The organism is Arthrobacter stackebrandtii (genome assembly GCF_017876675.1).
Lineage (GTDB): Bacteria > Actinomycetota > Actinomycetes > Actinomycetales > Micrococcaceae > Specibacter > Specibacter stackebrandtii.
In genome coordinates, this window is sequence record NZ_JAGIOI010000001.1 from 773,546 (window position 1) to 791,969 (window position 18,424).

16 protein-coding genes and 1 riboswitch are annotated in these 18,424 nt (G+C 66.9%); of the genes, 5 read left to right on the plus strand and 11 right to left on the minus strand.

The features are described from left to right. Positions 1-57: 57 nt before the first annotated feature. Positions 58-327 (minus strand): helix-turn-helix transcriptional regulator, encoded by a 270-nt coding sequence (locus JOF48_RS03200; protein WP_209677237.1) that lies wholly within the window; start codon positions 325-327, stop codon positions 58-60. An 83-nt stretch (positions 328-410) separates the two neighbouring features. Here JOF48_RS03200 and map point away from each other — a divergent pair, with 83 nt between their 5' ends. Together map and JOF48_RS03210 are read left to right on the plus strand one after the other, a co-directional pair. Continuing rightward, complete coding sequence (gene map / locus JOF48_RS03205; RefSeq protein ID WP_209677240.1) at positions 411-1,181, plus strand: type I methionyl aminopeptidase; 771 nt, start codon at positions 411-413, stop codon at positions 1,179-1,181. Between the two features lie 186 nt (positions 1,182-1,367). Then, positions 1,368-1,532 (plus strand): hypothetical protein, encoded by a 165-nt coding sequence (locus JOF48_RS03210; protein WP_209677242.1) that lies wholly within the window; start codon positions 1,368-1,370, stop codon positions 1,530-1,532. A gap of 2 nt (positions 1,533-1,534) precedes the next feature. On the opposite strand, the gene JOF48_RS03215 is transcribed toward JOF48_RS03210, so the two are convergent. The 5 genes from JOF48_RS03215 to speB form a co-directional block, all read right to left on the minus strand. Beyond that, the gene (locus tag JOF48_RS03215; RefSeq protein WP_209677244.1) at positions 1,535-2,161 is read right to left on the minus strand and encodes a CG0192-related protein; all 627 of its coding nucleotides are present in this window, start codon (positions 2,159-2,161) and stop codon (positions 1,535-1,537) included. Positions 2,162-2,280: 119 nt separating this feature from the next. Beyond that, entirely contained in the window at positions 2,281-5,172 is a 2,892-nt protein-coding gene (locus JOF48_RS03220; RefSeq protein ID WP_209677246.1) for a hypothetical protein, read from the minus strand. 92 nt (positions 5,173-5,264) lie between these two features. Continuing rightward, positions 5,265-7,103, minus strand: coding sequence for an HSP90 family protein (locus JOF48_RS03225; RefSeq protein WP_209677248.1), 1,839 nt, complete (start codon positions 7,101-7,103; stop codon positions 5,265-5,267). 140 nt (positions 7,104-7,243) lie between these two features. Further along, complete coding sequence (locus JOF48_RS03230; protein ID WP_209684087.1) at positions 7,244-8,938, minus strand: thiamine pyrophosphate-binding protein; 1,695 nt, start codon at positions 8,936-8,938, stop codon at positions 7,244-7,246. A 20-nt stretch (positions 8,939-8,958) separates the two neighbouring features. Beyond that, complete coding sequence (speB, locus tag JOF48_RS03235; RefSeq protein WP_209677250.1) at positions 8,959-10,041, minus strand: agmatinase; 1,083 nt, start codon at positions 10,039-10,041, stop codon at positions 8,959-8,961. Between the two features lie 312 nt (positions 10,042-10,353). Between speB and JOF48_RS03240 the strand changes: the two genes are divergently transcribed. Continuing rightward, a complete protein-coding gene (locus tag JOF48_RS03240) occupies positions 10,354-12,333 on the plus strand; it encodes an APC family permease (protein WP_209677252.1) in 1,980 nt (659 codons plus the stop codon). A 170-nt stretch (positions 12,334-12,503) separates the two neighbouring features. Here JOF48_RS03240 and JOF48_RS03245 read toward each other — a convergent pair whose 3' ends face one another. Continuing rightward, positions 12,504-13,088, minus strand: coding sequence for a helix-turn-helix domain-containing protein (locus JOF48_RS03245; protein ID WP_209677254.1), 585 nt, complete (start codon positions 13,086-13,088; stop codon positions 12,504-12,506). 153 nt (positions 13,089-13,241) lie between these two features. Between JOF48_RS03245 and JOF48_RS03250 the strand changes: the two genes are divergently transcribed. Both JOF48_RS03250 and JOF48_RS03255 read left to right on the plus strand, forming a co-directional pair. Further along, a complete protein-coding gene (locus JOF48_RS03250) occupies positions 13,242-14,765 on the plus strand; it encodes a sodium:solute symporter family protein (RefSeq protein WP_209677256.1) in 1,524 nt (507 codons plus the stop codon). 164 nt (positions 14,766-14,929) lie between these two features. Continuing rightward, a riboswitch (SAM riboswitch) is annotated at positions 14,930-15,040 on the plus strand. Between the two features lie 12 nt (positions 15,041-15,052). After that, positions 15,053-15,337 carry a hypothetical protein gene (locus JOF48_RS03255; RefSeq protein ID WP_209677258.1) on the plus strand — a complete coding sequence of 95 codons (285 nt, stop codon included), beginning with the start codon at positions 15,053-15,055 and terminating at the stop codon, positions 15,335-15,337. A 15-nt stretch (positions 15,338-15,352) separates the two neighbouring features. Here JOF48_RS03255 and JOF48_RS03260 read toward each other — a convergent pair whose 3' ends face one another. From JOF48_RS03260 to JOF48_RS03275, 4 genes are all read right to left on the minus strand, one after another. Then, on the minus strand, positions 15,353-15,727 hold the full coding sequence (locus JOF48_RS03260) for a VOC family protein (protein WP_209677259.1): 375 nt from the start codon (positions 15,725-15,727) through the stop codon (positions 15,353-15,355). A gap of 276 nt (positions 15,728-16,003) precedes the next feature. Then, positions 16,004-16,237: a biotin/lipoyl-containing protein gene (locus JOF48_RS03265; protein WP_209677260.1), complete on the minus strand. Its 234-nt coding sequence runs from the start codon at positions 16,235-16,237 to the stop codon at positions 16,004-16,006. Then, on the minus strand, positions 16,234-17,301 hold the full coding sequence (locus tag JOF48_RS03270; protein WP_209677261.1) for an alpha-ketoacid dehydrogenase subunit beta: 1,068 nt from the start codon (positions 17,299-17,301) through the stop codon (positions 16,234-16,236). Before JOF48_RS03270 ends, JOF48_RS03265 begins: the two co-directional genes overlap by 4 nt. Then, positions 17,298-18,320 carry a thiamine pyrophosphate-dependent dehydrogenase E1 component subunit alpha gene (locus JOF48_RS03275; RefSeq protein ID WP_209677262.1) on the minus strand — a complete coding sequence of 341 codons (1,023 nt, stop codon included), beginning with the start codon at positions 18,318-18,320 and terminating at the stop codon, positions 17,298-17,300. The genes JOF48_RS03270 and JOF48_RS03275 overlap by 4 nt, the downstream gene beginning before the upstream one ends. Between the last annotated feature and the right edge of the window lie 104 nt (positions 18,321-18,424).

Here is an 18,424-nt window from a genome sequence, read left to right on the forward strand (position 1 = left end):
GTTTGACCCGAGGCTCAGCGCCCAGGGCCGGCGGAAAGATCCACAAGAGTCAAATTTTTAGGAGGCCAGGGCGGATTCGTTGCCGGCTTCGCCGGCGGGCGACCCGAGGTTGTCCATTGACATGCCCAGTTCGGCGCAAATGCGCAGGATCGTAAAGAACTCCGGCGAAGGACTGCGTCCGGTTTCGATTTTTCGCAGCGTTTCCACTGAAACTCCGGCACACAGGGCCACGTCGACCATGGTTCGCGCACCCCTCGCCATGCGCAGTGCAGCACCCAACTCCTGTCCGCGCTTGATTTCTTCCGCAGTGAGCGGCACCCGTACCATGGAACCAATACTACCGCCGGTATGGTTATACCGGTAATGTTTTACCTGCACTGTTGTACCGACTGGCGGAAAGGCCGGATCCCATGATCGAACTGCACTCCATGAAAGTACTCGGGGAAATGAAGGCTGCCGGCAGCTTCGTGGCTTCGACGCTCACGGCATTGAAGGAACATGCCGCTGTTGGCGTGGACCTCCTCGAACTCAACGCCATGGCCCACAACCTCATTCGGGAGCGCGGCGCCACTTCCTGCTACCTGGACTACGCACCGTCCTTCGGCTCCGGCCCGTTCGGCCACGTCTTGTGCACCTCGGTCAATGATGCGGTGCTCCATGGGCTGCCGCACCCCTACCGACTGCGAGACGGCGACCTGCTGACACTGGATTTTGCCGCCAGCGTGGACGGCTGGGTGGCCGATTCCGCCATTAGTTTCGTCGTGGGAACAGCCCGTCCGGAGGACCTGGAACTGATCGAACTCACGGAGCGGGCCCTCGAGAAGGCAATCTCCGTAGCCGTGGTGGGCAACAAAATCGGTGACATCTCCTACGCCATCGGCAGTGTCGCCCGGGAAGCCGGACTCAAGGTCAACATGGAATTTGGCGGCCACGGCGTGGGCCGGACCATGCACGGGGACCCGTTCGTTGCCAACGACGGGCGGCCCGGCCGCGGCTTTCCCCTGAAACCGGGGCTGGTCATCGCCATCGAGCCCTGGTTCATGCGGGGCACCGACAAGCTCAAGAAGGCCCCCGACGGATGGACCCTGCTCAGCGCCAACGGCAGCCGCACCGCCCATTCCGAACACACCATTGCCATCACCGAGGACGGGCCCCTGGTCCTGACACAGCGCGGCAACTAGGCGTCTGTCCGGCGTGATTGATGGCGCCGGCCCGGCTAACCCGGCTGGTTCGTTGTACTGGCGGGAACGGCAAATCCAGCGGTGGCTCCGGGACACATGATGGACGTGGCGCCGGGTTTTCACCGGTTGCCACAACGAGACCGTTCCGTGCTTGCAACCGCCGCCGCCATAACATTGACTGGAACCATGAGCCCGCTAATCCTGCCGCTGAGTTGTGTCAGCGGCGTTGCCGAGTGCCATGACACGCACGGTGTCAGCATCGGCTGGCCGGAGCTTCTGCTGTTCCTGCTGGTTGCCGCAGTAGTTGTGGGCGCCTTTGTCCTGATGTTCAGGAGCCAACGGCGCCGCTGACCCTATGCCGGGACAGTGGTTGCAATGACGACAGGAACATCCTGGCCGGCCCAGGTGACGGCGAGGAACGGCACGGCCGCGGTGGCATCCGCGTCAAGAACCCGCTGCAACTCCAAGGTCAGCGGCCCGGCGGGGACAGTGGTGACTCCCCCGGACGTCACGGCCGCGCCGAAGCGCAAGTCCGGCAGATCGGCGTCGGGCATCCCGGTGCTGGAAAGTTCAGCGGTGTGCGGCAGCACGACCATCTCACCGTCCACCTCCTTGTACTCCACAGCCTGCGGCTTGGCGGCCAGGAGTGCGGCGGCCAGTTCACCGGCGTAGACGGGATCGCCGGCGGCGTCGTACACCCACCGGCTGCCCAGGACAGAGTGCTCCATGGTGCCGACCAGGAACGCCTCGGCGCCTGCCAACGGTGTGCCCCGGTACGTCAGCGGCACTTGGTAGACCTCGTCCCCGGCACCCACGATGTGCGTCTCGATGCCCACCTCGCCGGCGGGGTCGTCGAAGCGGAACGACCCCAGCCGCACCAGCGACGAAGCATCCCCTTCAAACCAGGCCTGCTTCGGCAGCCAGTCAGCGACAAGTTCCATTTTTGACGGCTTCAGCTGTGCCGCATAGACAATTCCCATGCGGCCCAGTCTAGGCGGGTCAGGTCCCGGAAAGGCCCGGTTCCCGGCGGCCCGCGGCCGGAAGTGGTGCAGCGTCCGGGAAAACTGGTGTTTATGTGGTGCGGCGTCCGGGAAGTGGGCTACTTTTGGCGGCCCGCCTCCGCCTCGGCACGGACGGCGAGGGCCTCGGCGCTGCGGCCGGCGGACTCGAGGCAGTCGGCCAGCTGGTGGCGCACTATCTCCAGCCCCTGGGCGTCCCCCTCCAGTTCGTCGATGACGCTGTGGTAGATGGCCACGGCGTCGTCGTGCCGCTTGGCGTTGTCCAACATGTGCGCCGCCTGCAGGAGCGCCACCACCGACTGCTGGCCCGCATCTTCGAGCGTTTCCAGGGCGCTGGAGGCCTGCAGTGCATTGGCCACGGCCGCGTCGACGTCGCCCGCCCGGAACAGGTGGCGGGCCCGGATGAGCTGGATTTCGGCGGCCTGGACCGGCGAGTCCGCCTGGACGGCCAGCATCGCTGCCGCGTCCATGACGCCCTCGGCGGCTTCGTCGTCGTCCATGCTGAGCGCCTCGGCCAGCTGCATGTGGGCGGCGATCAGGAGTTCCGGGTCGATCCCGGGAGCTTCATCCTTCAAAGCCTCATTCAACGAGTCCACGGCGGCACGGGCGCTGCGGGCGGCCATGTCGTGGTGCCCGGCGCCCTGGCAGAGGGAGCTGGCGGCAAGGTGCAGCTGCGCCACGCGGTCCGCCTCCCCGTTGGCCGCGAAGCTGTCCACGCCGAGCTCCCAGGCGTTTAGTGCCCCGCCAAGTTCCCCGGCACCGCGCAGTGCGTTGCCGAGGAGGTCGAACAGTTCCCCTCGGTCGTGGTCGCCGATCTCCAGGCCGCCGTTGAGGGTCTCGTCCAGGAGCTCCACTGCTTCGTCGTGGGAACCGTGCTCCACCAGGTCCCGGGCCAGTGAGTGGGCCAGGCCCAGCACGTGCGGGGACTCCGCCAGCTGGGCCTGCTGGATGCCGAAGCGCAGCCGTGCCCGGAATTCCTCGGTGCGGCCCATGTCGTTCAGGATGGCGGCCGACAGCTGGGTCGACTGGGCCGCGGCTTCCCGCGCACCCAGGCCCAGCAGCAGCTCGGTCGATTCCTCGGCGTCGGACAGGGCCCCGGGCAGGTCGCCGTCCTGCGCCTTCAGTCGGGCACGCAGCCCGATCGCGGACGCCCTGCGGACCACCGAGGTTTCCTGCCCGAGGCTGGTTGCGAGCCAGGAGCGCATCTCGGGCAGGTTGCCGTCCTCGATGGCCAGGCGCAGCATCATCGACGAGTGCATGGCCCGGGCGCGGCAGCGCGCATCAGCCATGGCTTCCGCGCCATGCCCCTCCGGCAGCGGTGCGGCGTCCCATTCCAGCAGGGCCGCATCCATCCCGGCCAGCGCGGCGCGCGCCTGCCCTATTCTGTCCAGGCCCATCAGGACCATGGACTTCTCGGCGAACAGTTCAGCCTTGGCTTCCGCATGGCCGGAGAGAGCCTGCAATTCACGGTCAATGGCGTCGAGCTTGCCGGCGTTGGTGTCCTCGTCGTCCGGTCCGGCCAGCAGTTCGGCGGTCCGTTCGGCCAGCCCGGCCAGTTCCTCCTCACCGGCTTCGCGCAGTGCGGCGGCCCGCAGGGCGACGGCCTCCCGCAGCAGGGGAAGGTTCCTCTCATCGCCGATGCCGCCGATGATGCCGATCACGGCACCGTGCAGGGCGGCGGCTTCCCGGGGGTCATCCGTGCTGCGCAACCCGCTGGCGCAGGCTGCCATGGCGGCATCGCTTTGGCCGGTGGAGGCAAGATCGACGGCGTGCTGGCGCCACTGTGCGCCCGTGCGCGGCTCCTCGCCGGCCCGGGGTGCGGGCGGGGCAAAACTTTCCGTGCCAAGGCTCAGTTCGTGGCTCTCGGCTGCCATCTCCCGGCGCGCGGCCACGAGCCGGGCATGCCAGTCGTTGCCGTTGCGGGTGTCAAAGTCCGCCGCCAGTGCGTCCGCCGCAGCCCAGCACAGCGGCGCCAGTTCGACGGCGGTGAGGTCGCCGCTGCGCTGTCCGAAGAAGGGTGTGAGCAGTGCGCTGCCTGAGCCCCGGACCGGGATGTCGCCATGCCCGGCGGCGTCCACCTTGTCCAGCAGCAGTGCCACGGCGGTCAGGAAGCCCATGTGGCTGCGGTGCGAGAGCACGTCGTGCGCGAGCCAGGCGAGGTGGCGTTCGGCCAGGGCCAGGCCGCGGGCCTCGTTGCCCGTGATGGCGCAGAAGGCAATGTGGTTGGCGATGATGCCGATGTTGTCGGCATTGCCGCGGGCGTCGCGGTAGCTGCGCCGGTGCAGGGAAGCCAGCCCTTCGACGTCGCCCTTGCGCAGCAGCGGCACCAGGGCCGTGGACATGGCGTTCTCCGGCTCCTCCGCGCAGCTGAGGCCGCCCTCCATGATTTCGGTGAACTCGGCGATGCCCCTGTCCACCTCGCCGGTGCTGAAGTGGTAGTCCATGGCGACCGAGCGGACGCAGGCGTCGCAGTGCGAGTACTCGTCGCGGCTGGTGGACTGCACCGTCTCGAAGGCTGTGCGGGCCTGGTCCAGGTGCCCGTTTTGGAAGGCGGATTCAAAGCGTGCCGTGGCCACCCCGGACAGGCCCAGCCCGGCGCGGCGGTAGTGGGCGTCCATGTCGGCCATGACGGCGTCGATTTGTTCCGTGGAGAACTGCGGGTCGGCGCCCAGGGCACCCACCATCCACTTGAACTGCCACATCAGGTCGCTGCCCGGATCGGGTTCGTTGGGGAACCGCACGGGGTCCTCGTCGTGCTTGGCGAGGCACCAGGCGAAGTTGCTCAGCAGCCTGTCCGTGTCCCCGGTCATCTGGGCGTTGTTGCCCAGCTGCAGCCGCACCCGGTACTCGCCCGACTCATCCCCCTGCTCGACGGCCAGGGCCAGTGCCTTGTCCAGGATCTCGTCGAGGCCGGCACCCCAGTTCGTTTCCGTGGCTTCGGCGATCAGGTCTTCAAGTTCTTCAGAGCTCATGGCTGCTTTCTCCCCGGGGCGGGTGTCTTGCGGGGCACGGCCCCGCACGGCGGCACCGCCCGGGCGGGCGGCACACGGTTGGTCGGTTGGTCTTAGTGGTTCAGGCTCAGCTGGACGAGGTCGCCCAGCGATTCGGTCAGCAGGCTGCGCTGGGCCGGACCCAGGGGCAGGTGCGCGGCCAGCATCGACTGCACGTACAGCAGCTTGATGGTCCGGTTGAACACGGCCTCGTCACTGCTTTGGGCCAGGGTGCGGACCAGCGGGTTGTCCCAGTTGGCGCACAGCGTTGCCCTGGCCAGCTGGCTGTTGAGCTCCGCGGCGGCATCCATGGACTTCTCGGCCTTGGCGAGCACGCTGTTCCACAGTGTATTGGACACGCGCCGGGCGGCGTTGCGGTGCATGCCGCGCAGCACCGAGTCGTCGGCCAGGTAAAGGGCAGACACGTCCGCGGGTGCGAAGCTGCGCACACTGACCTGCATGTCCAGGCCCGCCAGCACGGCGCCGGCGCGCTGTTCAAAGGCGGCCACCGCGGCACGTTCGGCCAGGGCCGGCACCGCGAGCGAATCCAGCAGCGAGGCCAGCTCCACCTTTTCCACCGTGGTGCCCTCAAACAGGAACGGCAGGCGCCGGATGATCTCCGAGTCGTACACGTACCCGCCGTTGACCACGGGCGATTCCGCCGGCACAATCGCGGCAATCTGGCGGAACTCCTCCAGCGAATCGGTGTAGCGGATGTTCTTGCCCCGCGCGACCAATTCCTCGATCGTCATCCGTCCCGCAGTGGTCTCCACGCTGAGCCAGCGCGTCAGGAACGAGGCAAGGTCGTCGTCGTGCGCCACCAGGGACTTCAGACCCAGGTGGTGGACCGCCACAAACGCGGCCAGTTTGTCCGGGCTGCCGGTGCCCATGCGCATGATCCACGCCCGCAGCGCCGCGCCGAGCTCCTCGCGGGTGGCCTCCAGGGATTCGTCGGCCACGAGCGATTCGCGAGATGCCGTGGGCTTCAAGCCGGTGGAATCGACCACGGCGCGCGCAAAGAACGCCCACTCCGGCAGCAGGTCCTGGCAGCGCTCCTCCACCAGCATGCCGCCCACATGGACGGCGTGCGCGGCTCGTGCAGAGGGCGGCGGCGCGAACGGCAGGATGAACGCGGTGCCGCGGGTGCCGGTGGCGGGGCTGCTGAGCTCGACGGCGTCCAGCGGGCGCGCGCCAAGCAGGGCGGTGCCCAGCTCCATCAGCTCGCTGCGCCGGCCGGCCCTCTCCTCGCCCGCCACGGCAAATACCGGCGGGCGGTTGATGGTGTCGAAGCCGCCGGTGCCGTCCGCGACGAGGATGGGCACGGGCAGGTAGCGGGCGTAGCGGGTGGCCAGTTCGGTGACCTGCGTCCGGTGGCACAGCTCGGCGTCGTCGGCGCGCGGGCGCAGCTTCACGCTGGTTCCCACAGGAAGGTCGACGGCGTCCAGCACCTCCACCGTGAACGTCCCCGATGCGCTCCCCACCCACCGGACGGCGCTTTCGCCTTCCTTGCGCGAGACCACCGTGATTTCATCCGCCACCATGAAGCAGGAGAGCAGGCCGATCCCGAACTGGCCCAGCAGGTCCTGGCGCGGCAGGTCGAAGAGGTCGCGCTTGGAGCTGCGGCCCACGGTGGCCAGCAGCTCCGTCATTTCGTCGGCGTTCAGGCCCACGCCGTCGTCGTCGATCCGGAATTCGGGGTTGTCGGGGCCGGCCGGGAAGATGCGGATCTCGCGGCGGCCCGCGGCGTCTGGACCCTCAGCCCCGCGGCGGGCAACGATGGCGTCGCGCCCGTTTTGGATCAGTTCGCGCAGGTACACCTGCGGCCCCGAATAAATGTGGCGGCTCAGCAGGTCAACAACGCCGTGGAGGTCAACCTGAAACGGACGGGACTGCGCCCCAACAGTGTTACTCATGGGTTTCATCCTATCGACCGCCACCGACACGCAGGCATCCGTCCGTCTCCCGGACACCAGCCGTCCGACCGCCGTCGAACGTACAGAAGATGCCGATGTTGGCGGGCAGCATCGGCATCTTCTGTACGTTCGGCGGGTGCTTAGATGTCCAGGTGGGTGGGCCCAAACATCTTCAGGAGCACGTCCACCACGACGACGTTGGGCCCATCGGCGGCGAAGCCCGCCCTGAGCGCGTCCCCGACTTCTTCGGGGGCCACGCGCCGGGCCGGCACCCCGAAGGCCTCCGCGAGCTTGACGAAGTCCGGCCGGGCCAGCTCCGTGTGGGTGGCCTTGCCGAAGGCTCCCACCATGTACTCGCGCAGGATCCCGTAGCCGCCGTCGTCCACGATCAACCAGGTGACCGGGGCATTGTGCTGCTTCGCCGTGGCCAGCTCAGAGATGGAGTACATCGAGGAGCCGTCGCCGGCAACTGCCAGCACCCGGGCAGGCTTGCCCTGGCTCTGCAGGCCGAGTGCGCCGCCGATCGCCGCCGGGAAACCGTAGCCGAGGCCTCCTGCACCCTGGGCGGAGTGGAATTCTCCGTCGCGCGAATCCCAGCAGCTCCAGCCCCAGTAGGCGGAGATGGTCATGTCCCAGAACGTCTGCATGTCCGCGGGGACGGCCTCGCGGATGTCGGCCATGAACTTGCGTTCCAGTGTCAGGTCCTGCTCGTCGAGCCGGGCCTGCACCTTGGCCAGCGTTTCAGCGACAACGGCCTGCGGCGTGGACCCGTGCCAGTCGGCGTCGGCACTGAGCGAGGCGTCGAGCGCCTCATCGAGCGCACTCAGGGCCTGGCCGGCGTCGGCGCGGATGCCCAGGGCCGGGCGGTTGGACTCGAGGACGCGGGGTTCGGCGTCGATCTGGATGATGCGCCCGCGCGGCTCCATGGTGAAGTAGTTGCTGGACACCTCCCCCAGTGAAGATCCGACGACGACCAGCACATCGGCGTCTTCCAGGACCTCGGTGACGTAGCGGTCCTCCATCCACGACTGCAGCGAGAGCTCATGGTTCCAGGGGAAGGAGCCGTTGCCGCCGGGCGTGCACACCACGGGGGCGTTGAGCTTTTCGGCAATGGAGAGCAGGGACGCCTCGGCGCGGCCGCGGCGGGTGCCGCCGCCGGCCACGATCGCCGGGCGCTTCGCGTCGGTTAGCCACTTCACGGCCTCACGGACAAGCTCCACGCGCGGCGGGTTGTCAAAGGGCTCGGCCAGCGCATCCTCCACGGCCGGGACAAAGATGGGGTCCAGCAGCACGTTCTGCGGCACCTCAACCCAGACCGGTCCCTGCGGGGAGGACACGGCCTCGGTCCAGGCATCCTGGATGGCCGAGGGGATGCCGGAGGCGTGCTGGATGAGCCGCTGGCTCTTCGTCACGTTCGCGGCGGAGGCCTTCTGGTCGTCGAGCTGGTGCAGCATGCCCTTGCGGCGCGCTCCCAGCCCTTCGAGCGGGATCTGGCTGGCCACAACGATCATGGGCACGCCGGTCGCGTACGCTTCCTGCAGCCCGGCGAGTGCCGTCAGTGCGCCGGGGCCGGTGGACAGGAACAGCACGCCCACCTCGCCCGTGGCGCGCGAGTAACCGTCGGCGGCGAACGCGGAGTTGTTCTCCACGCGCGAGGAAACAAAGTGCAGGGGCGAGCGGCTGAGCGCATCAAAGAGGCCCAGGGCGTGCTGGCCGGGGATGCCGAACACCGTCTTCGCGCCGAGCGCGGTCAGGGTTTCAACGACGAGGTCCCCGCCGTTGCGCTGCATGGTGTCCTTCGTCGGGGCCGGCGCCCCGGGGTCAAAATCGGTCATGTGGCCGGTTGCCGCGTCGTTCACTTGCTCTCCCCTTCGGTGGTGGCGGCGGCGCGGAACCCGGCCGGCCGGCGTCGTGCTTCTGCGTCAAGGGCCTGGGCGGCGTAGCCGTTCGGCGTGCCGAAGCGGTCCCCCGCAACATGGTTGTCCGCCATCAGGGTGACGAGTTCGTAGCCGACATGGCTGGCCGCGATGCCCGTGATCTCGGCGTGGTCGTAGGCGGGCGCCACTTCCACGATGTCGGCGCCCACCAGGTTCATGCCGCGGAAGCCGCGGATGATCTCAATGAGCTCGCGGCTCGTGATGCCGCCGGCCTCGGGGGTGCCGGTGCCGGGCGCGTGCGCGGGGTCCAGGACGTCAATGTCCACGGAGATGTAGAGGGGGCGGCTGCCGATGCGGTCGCGGATCTTGGCCACCGTTTCCAGCACGCCCTGGTAGTAGACGTCCGCGGCGGTGACGATGCCGAAGCCGAAGCGGTGGTCGTCGTCGAGGTCCTTCTTGCCGTACAGCGGGCCGCGGGTTCCCACGTGGGAGATGGCCTCGGTGTCCAGGATGCCTTCCTCGACGGCGCGGCGGAACGGGGTGCCGTGCGTGTACTCTGCGCCGAAGTAGGTGTCCCAGGTGTCCAGGTGGGCGTCAAAGTGCAGCATGGCCACGGGCTCGCCGGCGCGCTCGGCGGCGGCGCGCAGCAGCGGCAGGGCAATGGTGTGGTCGCCGCCGATAGTCAGCAGCTTGGCGCCATCCGCCGTCAGGTCCAGCGCGTTCTGCTGGATGGTCTCGATGGCCTCGTTGATGTTGAAGGGGTTCACGGCCATGTCTCCGGCGTCCGCCACCTGGCAGTTTTCAAACGGGGAGACGTCCCAGGCCGGGTTGTACGGGCGCAACAGGCGTGAAGCCTCGCGGACGTGGTTCGCACCGAAGCGCGCGCCCGGGCGGTAGGAAACGCCGCTGTCAAAGGGAACACCGACCACGGCGACGTCCGCCTTGCCAACCTGGTCCAGCCGCGGCAGGCGCGCATACGTCGCAGCACCGGCGTAGCGCGGGATCTGGGAGGAATCGATCGGGCCAAGGTTCCCGTTGGCCTCGATGCGGATCTCTTTCATGGACGTCCTCGTTTCGTGTGGAAGCGTTTGGCGGCGGGTGCGCACGATTAGACGTGCGTCACACCGAAGTTGTTCACCATCGTACAACCGATGTTCACCAATGTGAACCAAAAGTTTTCTGGAAGGTACATTTTCGCGACCGTCCGCACCCCGCGGCGGCCTGCCGGCACGAAGTGCCGTGTCGGGCATCCCTTTTGGGGATTCGGCGCAAGAATGTCCGTAAAGATTTCGTCAATACAGGGCTCCGCAACCCCCAGCCGGTGCTAGTCTCCATAAGCCGCCAATGGACGGCCGGACAACGAAAGGCCGCCCGTGACATCCCTCGCCAAAGCTCCAGCAGACCCCGGGGCAACCGGAAAACCGCGGGGCAGGGCAGCCCTGCGCCACTGGCTGCTCGAGGGCATGCCGGAAAGTTCCGGCAAGCGGCAGGGCCCCCACGGCCGCCCGGATGAACACCACAAGCGTCACTCGTGGTGGCGTGTCATGTGCCTGACCGGCCTCGACTACTTCTCCACCCTCGGCTACCAGCCCGCCATCGCCGCGCTCGCTGCGGGCGTGCTCGCCCCGCTGGCCACCATCGTGCTGGTGATCGTGACCCTGTTCGGAGCCCTGCCGGTTTACAAGCGGGTGGCCCGCGAAAGCCCCCACGGCGCCGGATCCATCGCCATGCTCGAGCGCCTCCTCCCCCGCTGGTGGGGCAAACTGTTCGTCCTGGCCCTGCTCGGTTTTGCGGCCACCGACTTCATGATCACCATCACGCTCTCCGCCGCCGACGCCACCGCCCACGTCATCGAAAACCCCTTCGCACCCTCATTCCTGCAGGGGCACAACGTGGCCATCACCCTCGTGCTGATCGCCGCCCTGGCCGCCGTGTTCCTCCGCGGCTTCAAGGAGGCAATCGGCATCGCCGTGGCGCTCGTGGCGGTCTTCCTCACGCTCAACCTGGTGGTCATCGCCGTCGCGCTGGTCAATGTGGCGGGCAGCCCGCTGCTCACGGCCGACTGGTGGACGGCCCTGACCACGCAGCACGGCAACCCCGTCATGGTGGTGGCCGTGGCGCTCCTTGTCTTCCCGCGGCTGGCCCTGGGCCTGTCCGGCTTTGAAACCGGCGTGGCCGTCATGCCCCAGATCAAGGGCCGCCCCACGGATACGGAGGAAAACCCGGAGGGCCGCATCAAGGGCGCCCACCGCCTCCTGACGACTGCGGCGCTCATCATGAGCACTTTCCTCATCACCTCCTCGCTCGCCACCACCATCCTGATCCCCGCCAATGAATTCCAGCCCGGCGGCGCAGCAAACGGCCGCGCCCTGGCATTCCTGGCCCACGACCTTCTCGGCGAGGGCTTCGGCACCGTCTACGACATCAGCACCATCGCGATCCTCTGGTTTGCCGGCGCCAGCGCCATGGCCGGACTGCTCAACCTCGTCCCGCGCTACCTGCCGCGCTTCGGCATGGCCCCGCAGTGGGCCGCCGCGGTGCGCCCGCTGGTGCTGGTGTTCACCGCCGTCGCGGTTCTCATCACCATCATTTTCAAGGCCGACGTCGATGCCCAGGGAGGCGCCTACGCCACCGGCGTGCTGGTGCTCATCACCTCGGCCGCCGTCGCCGTGACGCTCTCCGCCCGGCGCAAGCGCGAGCGGGCCAAGACCATCGGCTTCGGCGCCGTGTCCGTGGCGTTCATCTACACCACCGTGGCCAACTCGATCGAGCGCCCGGACGGCCTGAAGATCGCCCTCCTGTTCATTCTGGGCATCGTCATTGTCAGCCTGCTCTCCCGCATGCGGCGCTCGTTTGAACTGCGCGCCACGTGGATCCGCATGGACGAGGCCGCCATGAACTTTGTGGCCGCGGTGGACGAGGGCACCATCCGCATCATCTCGCACGACCCCAAGACCCGCAGCGCCTCCGCCTACCGCCGCAAGCTGGCCCACGCGGCGTCCGTCAACGAGATCGGCGACCCCCGCGAGGTGCTTTTCATGGAGGTCATCGTGGACGACTCCTCCGACTTTGAAACCGCCCTCGAGGTCCGCGGCATCACCCGCCACGGCTTCAAGATCCTGCAGGTCCACTCCTCCAACGTCCCCAACACCATCGCAGCCGTCCTTCTTCACATCCGCGACGCCACCGGCCTGATCCCGCATATTTACTTCCGCTGGACGGAGGGCAACCCCATCAAGAACCTGCTGAAGTACCTGTTCATCGGCGAGGGCGAGATCGCACCCGTCACCCGCGAGGTCCTCCGCGAGGCCGAGCCGGAGCTGACCCTGCGCCCCTGGGTGCACGTGGGCTGAGGAACGGGGTAGCGCCCGACGGTGCGTGCTCCCTGCCGACCCATCTATGACGCCGTTGTTGCAGCGGAAAGCGCTTGCTTACTCGCTTTTTGTGCAACAACTGCGTCATAGTCGGAGAGACGGGCCGGCAACTCGGCTTCCACCACAATGCCGGGTGTCATGGGAAGCGCCTAGCCGCCGGAGCCCGAGGCGGCCGGCACCAGGATCCACAGCGCCTCAACAGGCCTGTCCGTGAGGTTTTCCCAGCTGTGCGGTTCCCGGCCCGGGAAGGACAGGGTGTCCCCCGCCTTGAGGTCATAGGATTCCTGCGTCATGCGCAGCCTCAGTTCGCCGCTGACGATGTGCAGCACGTCCACGTCGCAGTCCACGGCATAGAGTTCCGATTCCCCGCGGCCGAACGGTTCAATGGTGGCGCCAAGGATCTGCAGGCGCCGTTCGGAACGCGACGTCAGGAGCCGCTCGACAATCCCCTCGCCGCCCAGGGAGATGCGGGGGCCCTCCCCGCGGCGGGCCAAATGGATTTCCGGGGCGGAAAAGAGGTCGCCGATGGAAATCGAAAGCACCTGGCACAGTGTCACCAGTGAGGCCACACTGGGTGAGGTCAAATCCCGCTCGACCCGGCTCAGGAACCCCTTGGTGAGCCCGGTTGCATCGGCCACCTGCTCGATCGTGAGCCGCTGGTCCTGCCGAGCCGCACGGATCCGTGATCCGATCGCCACCGGATCGGTGCTGGGTTCCAGGGGCAGGGCTTTCATGGGGCTCCTTGCAGGACGTGGCCGCCCCGTGTTTTCAGACGGCATATTGACTGTAACTACCATCACAGTTTAGCCTAATAGACAACAATTGTTGCTTTAGAGGCAATTTATTACTTGGGGACCAATCATCAACTTCGCGCACTGGAGCTTCGCATGGACTTAAACATAGCCATTGTTGTCTTATATTTGGTGGCCATGCTGGCCTTTGGCTGGTGGGGAAAGTCCCGCACCAAGAACAACAGCGACTTCCTCGTGGCCGGCCGCCGCCTGGGACCCTTCCTCTACACCGGCACCATGGCCGCCGTCGTCCTTGGCGGCGCCTCAACCGTGGGAGGCGTGGGCCTGGGCTACAAGTTCGGCATCTCCGGCATGTGGCTCGTGGTGGCCATCGGCATGGGCGTGCTGCTGCTCAGCCTGCTGTTCGCGCCCACCCTGCAGAAGCTGAAGATCTACACGGTCTCGCAGATGCTCAGCCTGCGCTACGGCCAGGAGACCACCAAGATGTCCGGCATCGTCATGCTGGCCTACACCATCATGATCTCGGCAACCTCCACCGGCGCCTATGCCACCATCTTTGTGGTGCTCTTTGGCTGGGACCGCTGGCTCGCCATCGCCATCGGCGGCGTGATCGTGCTGATCTACTCCACGATCGGCGGCATGTGGTCCATCACCCTGGCCGACCAGGTGCAGTTCATCATCAAGACCGTGGGCATCTTCTTCCTCATGCTGCCCTTCGCCTGGAACGCCGCCGGCGGCCTGTCCGGCATCCAGGACAGGGTGGAAGCCAGCTTCTTCCAGTGGGACGGCATCGGCACGCAGACCATCATCACCTACTTCGTCATCTACACGCTGGGCCTGCTCATCGGCCAGGACATCTGGCAGCGCGTCTTCACCGCCCGCACCCCGCAGGTGGCACGGTGGGGCGGCGCCTCGGCCGGCATCTACTGCGTCCTGTACGGCATCGCCGGCGCCCTGATCGGCATGGCAGCCGCCGTCGCGCTGCCCACCATTGACGTGGCAAACCTTGGCAAGGACGCCGTCTACGCCGAGGTCGCAACCTACCTGCTGCCCATGGGCATCGGCGGCATCGTAATGGCCGCCGCCGTGGCCGCCATGATGTCCACCGCCTCCGGCGCCCTGATCGCCGCCGCCACCGTGGCCCGCAAGGACGTCGTCCCGTTCGTGGCCAGCTGGTTCGGCAAGAAGATCGACACCTCCGACACCTCCAACCCCGAGCACGACGTCAACGCCAACCGCTGGTACGTCCTGGTCCTTGGCATTGCCGTGGTCGCCATCTCGATCGTGCTCAACGACGTCGTGTTTGCCCTGACCATCGCCTATGACATCCTCGTCGGCGGCCTCCTGGTGGCCATCATCGGCGGCCTGGTCTGGAAGCGCGGAACCGGCCTCGGCGCCGCCTGGTCCATGGCCGTGGGCTGCATTGTCACGATCGCCTCGCTGATCCTGTACGCCACCGGCGCCATCCCCAGCGCCGACGGCATCTACGCCAACGAGCCGATCTACTTCGGCCTGGCATCCTCGCTGATCGTCTACGTGGTGGTGTCCCTGCTGACCCCGCCCACACCGGCGCACATCCGCAAGGCCTGGGACGACCGCCTGGCTGCAGCCGCCACCGACTCCAACCCGGACGAGGAAGCCCCCGCCCTGGCGAAGTAATCTGGCCCCCAGCATCCGGCCCGCAGAAAACGCCGGGAATCCGCAATTCTTCAAGGATTCCCGGCGTTTTTTGGTGCCGTTTATTAATGGTCGACGGCGGCGGGTTCCGTAATATATTTCGGAACCCGCCGCCGTCGCGCTTAAAGGACGTACAGTGGGACCAGCTTCAAGAGATGCGGCGCCAAGCTCCGACTGGCCGCACGCCAACCCCATGCTTCACGGGTGGTTCGGATGAGGAAGCGGCCGGCGGGGACCTCCGCAGGCAAGAGCAAGAGAAGGTTCAGGCCATGTCATTTTCCGTTGTCGCCCCCTCCACCCGCCCCGCCGCCGCCCACACGCGCGGGATTTCGGTGCTGCCCGCCGTTGACGTCAACCTCGGCGCCGTCACCTTCCTGACCCCGAACGGGCACCGCGCCTTCTGGTCGCCGGACCCGGCCCTGCTGGTCTCCGCCCTGGGCCAGGCGGTCCTGCCGGCACGCTGGATTCCGGAGATCAGCACCCTGGTGATCACAGTTGCGCAGACCGGGGTGCGCGCCGGGCGCGGCATTGGATTCAAGCTGGAAGCCTACTAAGCACCCGCCCCGCTTCTAAAAGTACGGCTGCGTGATGAGTTCCAGGCCGTGCCCGGCAGGGTCCCTGAAGTAGACGCCGCGGCCGCCGTGCTCGGTGTTCGTCTCGGCTGCGCGCGCCATCTGCGGGTCGGCCCAGTATTCGATGCCGGCCTCCTTGAAGCGGTTGAGCGCGCGGTCAAAGTGCGCGTCGTCCACCAGAAAGGCGTAGTGCTGCATCTGGATCTGAACCGGCGGCTCGGCAAACTGGAGCATGACCCCCTCGGCCAGGGTGATGTTGGTGAACGGGCCCCAGGACTGTGCGGGCTCGGCTTCCAGGATGTCGCAGTAGAAGCGGGCCGAGGCAGTCCGGTCAGTGGCCGCGATGATGGTGTGGTTGAAAGTTGCTGGCATGGTGTTTTCTCCTTCGCTGGGTGGTGTCGCCCGCCGTGCGGCGCGGTTCGCCGCGGGCGGGGCTGGGTTCAGCGGTGCGAAGGAGGTGCCCGGCTTCGGGCGCGGCCGGAACGGGCGCGGTTCAGGAGCCCGCCGGCTTGCCAATCCGTGCGTGGCGCGAGGCCGATCCGGTAATCACAAGCTCATATTACCTGGGCCGTCCCATGACACGGACACGAAGAACACCTGCCGCATGCGGCAGGTGTTCTTCGTGGGCCGGCCGGCCGCTTGGAGGAGTCAGGGCTCGATCACGGCGATGACAGCGCCCTGGGCCACCTCGTCACCCTCGGCCACCCGAAGCCGGACGGTGCCGGAAACGGGGGCGTAAATCTCGGCGTCGACCTTGTCTATGGCAACCTCGGCGAGCAGGTGCTTTTCCGCAACCACTTCCCCGTCGGCCACGTACCAGGTGGCCAGGACGCCGGGCTCGGAGCCATCCCCTGTCATCATCGGGAACAGGACTTCACTCATGCGGCAACCGCCTTTCGGACCGCGGCCTCAATGCGTGTGGCCGTTGGCAACACAGCATATTCGAGTTCTTGGGCGTATGGAATGGGTGTATCCGGCATGCAGACCCGGCTGAAGTGCGTCAGCAGGGTGGGGCTGTGCTCGGCGATCGTGGCCGCAATCTCGCCGGAAAGGCCAAAGGACTGGTAATCCTCGTCGACCACGATGACCTTGCCGGTCTTCGAGGCCGTGGCGATGATGGTCTCACGGTCCAGCGGAACCAGCGACCGCAGGTCCAGGACCTCGACGCTGATGCCCTCGTCCGCCAGCTTCTCGGCGACGTCCAGGCTGTGGTGCACCGAGAGTGAGAGCGTCACAATACTGACGTCCGTCCCCTCACGAACCACCTTCGCCTTGCCCAGCGGGACCTCATAGTCCTCCTCGGGCACGGCACCGATGGAGCGCTTGTTCTTCGCCATCCAGGCCAGGCCCATGACACCCTTGTGGAACATGTAGACCACGGGATCGTCGGAGCGGATGGCCGCCGTCATGAGCCCCTTGGCGTCGTAGGGGTTCGACGGGATCACGACCTTCATGCCTGGCAGATGTGCGAAGGTGCCCCACAGCGCCTGGGAGTGCTGGGCGCCGTCGGAATAGCCGCCGCCCACGGCCGTCATGAGGACCATGGGAACGCGGACGTTGCCGCCGGACTCGTAGTGAATCTTGGCCATGTGGTTGTAGATCTGGTCCATGCAGACGCCGAAGAAGTCCACGAACATGAGCTCCACAATGGGCCGCATGCCCTCCACAGCTGCCCCGATGCCCAGCCCGATGAAGGCCGACTCCGAGATGGGCGTGTCAATGATCCGCTCCGGCCCGAACTTCTCCAGCAGGCCAGTTGTGGAGGAGAAGATGCCGCCGTAGGCTCCCACATCCTCGCCCATGACAAACACGGACGGGTCCTGCTCCATTTGCGAGCCGATGGCCTCCTGCAGCGCCTTGGCCGTGTTGAGCCGGCGCGTCCCAGCGGGCGGTTCAAGCGGCAGGGACGTACGTGCCGCCGTCGTATTTTCCGTTGTTGCGCTCATGACGAGGCTCCTTCCACAAAGACGTACTTGAGTGCCTCGGCAGGGTTGGGCGTTGGCGAATTTTTGGCATGCTCGACGGCGTCCTCCACCTGGGCGCGTGCCTCATCTTCCATGGCGGCGACTTCAGCCTCGGTGACGGCTCCAGCGTCGAGCAGTTTCTGGCGATAAACAGGGATGGGGTCTTCGCCCGGTACGGTGGCCAGATCGGTCCGATAGCCCTGGGCGTCGCCCTCGAAGTGGCCCAACAGGCGCAGGGTGTGAACCTCGATCAAGCTGGGACCTTCCCCTGCCCGGGCCCGGGCAACAGCCTCGGCGGCCGCGGCGTAGACAGCTTCCACGTCGTTGCCCTCGATCCGAACACCCGGGATCCCGTACCCGGCGGCGCGGACGGCATTGGAGGGAACCGACGTCGAGGAGCTCCGAGGGACGGAAATGCCCCAGTCATTGTCCTCGATGACGAAGATGACAGGCAGCTTCCAAAGGGCGGCCAGGTTCAGGGACTCGTGGAAGGCGCCGGCATTGGCCGCACCCTCACCGGCCACAGTGACGGCGATGTTGTTGGTGCCGGCGTTGCGGAAAGCGAACGCCTGCCCCAGCGCGGGTGGAAAACCCTCGGCGACGATGCCCGAGCAGGAGAAATGGATCGACGGATCGAAGAGGTGCATATGCCCGCCGCGTCCGCGGCCCAACCCGGATTCGCGGCCGAAGATCTCACCCGTCAGCGAGCGCAGATTCATCCCCTTGGCGATGGCCAGGTGGTGCGGGCGGTGGGCTGCTGTGAGCCCGTCCCCTTGTTCGAGGTGGGCGCATATCCCGGCAGCCACGGGTTCCTGCCCGGCGGCCAGGTGCATTTCACCCGGAATCAGGCCCTTGCCAATGTCGAACCCCGGCCCTTTGTCCGCATGATATTCGCGGAGGATGGCCTCTTCAAAGGTCCTGATCAGAATCATCTGGCGCAGCAGTCCTTGGCGCTGCTCCGCACTGAGCGCCATTGCGGCCTCAGTCGTTTCGGTGGTCATAGCGACTCCTTTGTCCATCCATCGTGTCCGAACAGGTTGCGTCGATACCGGTGGTGGCATTGCGCATCGCGCTGCTCATTGCCGGATCAACGTCCCTGTCCTCA

Bases quoted from the DNA above. Each gene is read 5' to 3' on its own strand.
- JOF48_RS03250 (WP_209677256.1), top strand. From the start codon at position 13,242: ATGGACTTAAACATAGCCATTGTTGTCTTATATTTGGTGGCCATGCTG.
- JOF48_RS03255 (WP_209677258.1), top strand. From the start codon at position 15,053: ATGTCATTTTCCGTTGTCGCCCCCTCCACCCGCCCCGCCGCCGCCCAC.
- JOF48_RS03210 (WP_209677242.1), top strand. From the start codon at position 1,368: ATGAGCCCGCTAATCCTGCCGCTGAGTTGTGTCAGCGGCGTTGCCGAG.
- JOF48_RS03230 (WP_209684087.1), bottom strand. From the start codon at position 8,938: ATGACCGATTTTGACCCCGGGGCGCCGGCCCCGACGAAGGACACCATG.
- JOF48_RS03225 (WP_209677248.1), bottom strand. From the start codon at position 7,103: ATGAGTAACACTGTTGGGGCGCAGTCCCGTCCGTTTCAGGTTGACCTC.
- JOF48_RS03265 (WP_209677260.1), bottom strand. From the start codon at position 16,237: ATGAGTGAAGTCCTGTTCCCGATGATGACAGGGGATGGCTCCGAGCCC.
- JOF48_RS03200 (WP_209677237.1), bottom strand. From the start codon at position 327: ATGGTACGGGTGCCGCTCACTGCGGAAGAAATCAAGCGCGGACAGGAG.
- JOF48_RS03220 (WP_209677246.1), bottom strand. From the start codon at position 5,172: ATGAGCTCTGAAGAACTTGAAGACCTGATCGCCGAAGCCACGGAAACG.
- map (WP_209677240.1), top strand. From the start codon at position 411: ATGATCGAACTGCACTCCATGAAAGTACTCGGGGAAATGAAGGCTGCC.
- speB (WP_209677250.1), bottom strand. From the start codon at position 10,041: ATGAAAGAGATCCGCATCGAGGCCAACGGGAACCTTGGCCCGATCGAT.
- JOF48_RS03215 (WP_209677244.1), bottom strand. From the start codon at position 2,161: ATGGGAATTGTCTATGCGGCACAGCTGAAGCCGTCAAAAATGGAACTT.
- JOF48_RS03245 (WP_209677254.1), bottom strand. From the start codon at position 13,088: ATGAAAGCCCTGCCCCTGGAACCCAGCACCGATCCGGTGGCGATCGGA.
- JOF48_RS03270 (WP_209677261.1), bottom strand. From the start codon at position 17,301: ATGAGCGCAACAACGGAAAATACGACGGCGGCACGTACGTCCCTGCCG.
- JOF48_RS03275 (WP_209677262.1), bottom strand. From the start codon at position 18,320: ATGACCACCGAAACGACTGAGGCCGCAATGGCGCTCAGTGCGGAGCAG.
- JOF48_RS03260 (WP_209677259.1), bottom strand. From the start codon at position 15,727: ATGCCAGCAACTTTCAACCACACCATCATCGCGGCCACTGACCGGACT.